This window comes from Georgenia sp. Z1491, from assembly GCF_049856175.1.
Lineage (GTDB): Bacteria > Actinomycetota > Actinomycetes > Actinomycetales > Actinomycetaceae > JB111.
On record NZ_JBNDNA010000036.1, the window covers coordinates 1 to 2,257 of the forward strand.

A 2,257-nucleotide genomic window follows, 5' to 3' on the forward strand; every position below is an offset into this window, starting at 1 on the left:
TCATTCCCTGATCCAGCAGCTCCAACGCGCTGGCCTTGAGCTCTTCTGAGTAGATCTTCGGCACGAGGACCATCCTCTCCGCTCCGCAGAGCAGTCAGGAAGTCAACCGAACCCTCAGCAGACCCGACCTTTCAAACCATCAAATCCCTGCCAACTACTTGACGCGGGACACAATCATGAAGAAATTCCGGATCATGGTCCGAGTCGTCGGCCCGGTGGCCATCCACTCGTCGACGTCCTGCTGGGTGCAGGTGGCCGCGGTCCGGTGGTGCGTCTCGTGCAGCGAGGTCAGGAACTTGGCGGTCTCGGTGATCTCCTGCTTCGCGGAATGCACTGGCCCGCGGGTATCGCTACCGGCCTGCGACTTGGCGCGGACACTGCGTAGGTGGTGCCAGATCGCGAAGTGCTGGACGGGTTGGCGGACCCCGAGTGGTAGTCCCTCGAGCTTGGTGGCGATCCACGTCTCGAAGCGATGCAGGTAGGGATCCCGCCAGGGGAGCAGACCGTGGTGCTCAAGCAACGCCCGGAGGTGCTCTGTAGGTCTCCCCGGGACGCTGTCGAGACCGTCGTGGGAGAGCTCGATGGTCCCGTCGCCCAGGTGCCGCAGCAGCGTCTGGACCTTGGGGGAGCGCTTCCAGACGATGATGGACTCGGGCCTCTCCGCGGCGCAGAGCGCGTCGAGGAGTCCGCGTAGTACAGGGTGAGCGGGCTCCCCGCCGATCAGTTGTCGGAGGTCGTCGCGTAGGGCGCAGCGGGCGCAGAGTCGGCCGCGGTGGTGGCCGGCTTCGGTGCCGCACCGCTCGCAGTGGAAGTCGTAGGGGATCTCGGCACACGTTGAGCAGATCGGATCGCCGTCCGAGTTTTCCGGTCCGGGGAGCAGGCGCTCCTGGTGGCACCGGGGGCAGGTGCCGTGGTTGTGGACGGCGGCGTAGTAGCAGGTGAAGCAGAGTCGGCCCTCTGGCCAGCGCGCTGCGAGGCGCGGGATGTCCCGGCCGCACCTCGCGCACGGGTCCTCGCGGGCACCAATGGTGCGGGGGCGCCCGCGCGTCGTGGAACGAGGGGAGAGGCCGACTGGCGCCGGGTACGTCATCGAGCCGAGTCCTACTCGTCAAGGATGTGCGCGCGTCGGGGCCGGACGGTGCGGTCGAGCGATACGACGTTGGCGGGGGCATCGGATGCCGCCTTGCGTCGACGGGCGTCGGTGGCGGTGGTGGTGACCAGGTCCGCGGGCGTGCAGTCGAAGATGTCGCACAGTGCGGCGAGGACTTGGAGCGAGATCCGCTCGGGTCGTTGATTCACGAGCCGGTAGACCTGTGGCCGTGAGAGCGTGATGTCACGCTCGTTGAGCAGAGGGATCAGCTCCGTGGTGTTGTGCAGGCCCCTGGCCGCCATCAGCTCGGCGAGGCGCCACCGGTAGTCGACCTGGCGCTTCATGGTGCTCCCTCCGTTGTCGTGCGGGCCAATGCCTCGTTGACGGTCCGGTCCAGGACGCTGCGGAGCGTGCTGTGGCGGAACTCGTCGCCGACGAACTGGTAGATCCCGGTGGTCGAGGCGTACTCGTGTCCCATCTGGTCCTGGACGAACCGCGGGTCCCAGCCGGCCTCGAGCAGGTGGGTGGCATAGGAGCGACGGAACGAGTGCAGATCGAGCCCGTCAGACAGCCCGAGCTCGTCGCAGTAGCGACGCAGCCGTCGCAGGAGGGTGGACTCCGCGACGAGCCCGCCCCGTTCGCTGGGGAACAGATCGAGCGTGTCTGGCTCGCCGCGACCGTTGGCGAGCCAGTCCTCGAGGATCCCGGGTGTCCACCGCCACACGGTCAGCACGCTGCGCGGCTTGTTCGGGGAGGACCGCTTGGACTTGCCGTAGCGGACCTTGCACACGCCGAACCTGCCGAACTCACGAGCATGCGGGTTGCGCGCGAAGTCGACCGTCTGCAGGTGCCGCAGCTCGTTGAACCGCAGCCCGTAGGCATAGGCGATCTTCATCATCACCGAGTCTCGATAGGCCGACTGCCAACCCTTCCTACCGGACCTGCCCACGCGCTCGACCTCGTCATCGGCGTGGAGGAACAGGGTGTCGAGCTCGGCCCTCGTGTACGGACGCTTGTGCGGACGCGCGTCGAACCCTGGAGAGCCTGTCAAGTTGTCTGTGTAAGGGGGCCGGGTCAGAGGTGGGGGTTGATTCGGTCGGGGTAGACCAGTGAGAGCTGTTGGAGGGCCGTCTTCCAGTTCGTGGTGACAGCGCCCTCGACGAGCCG

The 2,257-nt window shown here is 66.9% G+C and carries 3 protein-coding genes; all 3 read right to left on the reverse strand.

Annotated features, from left to right (window positions below; genetic code table 11):
• Positions 1 to 154: 154 nt before the first annotated feature.
• Genes ACPYO4_RS16310 through ACPYO4_RS16320 form a run of 3 tightly spaced genes read right to left on the reverse strand, consistent with a single transcriptional unit; the run spans position 155 to position 2,141 of the window.
• Positions 155 to 1,090, reverse strand: a complete 936-nt coding sequence (locus ACPYO4_RS16310; RefSeq protein ID WP_425710295.1) for a hypothetical protein — start codon at positions 1,088 to 1,090, stop codon at positions 155 to 157.
• An 11-nt stretch (positions 1,091 to 1,101) separates the two neighbouring features.
• The gene (locus tag ACPYO4_RS16315) at positions 1,102 to 1,434 is read right to left on the reverse strand and encodes a helix-turn-helix domain-containing protein (RefSeq protein WP_425710296.1); all 333 of its coding nucleotides are present in this window, start codon (positions 1,432 to 1,434) and stop codon (positions 1,102 to 1,104) included.
• A complete protein-coding gene (locus tag ACPYO4_RS16320) occupies positions 1,431 to 2,141 on the reverse strand; it encodes a tyrosine-type recombinase/integrase (RefSeq protein WP_425710297.1) in 711 nt (236 codons plus the stop codon). The genes ACPYO4_RS16315 and ACPYO4_RS16320 overlap by 4 nt, the downstream gene beginning before the upstream one ends.
• Positions 2,142 to 2,257 lie beyond the last annotated feature (116 nt).

Coding starts and splice junctions, on each gene's coding strand:
- ACPYO4_RS16310 (WP_425710295.1), bottom strand. CDS start 1,090: ATGACGTACCCGGCGCCAGTCGGCCTCTCCCCTCGTTCCACGACGCGC.
- ACPYO4_RS16315 (WP_425710296.1), bottom strand. CDS start 1,434: ATGAAGCGCCAGGTCGACTACCGGTGGCGCCTCGCCGAGCTGATGGCG.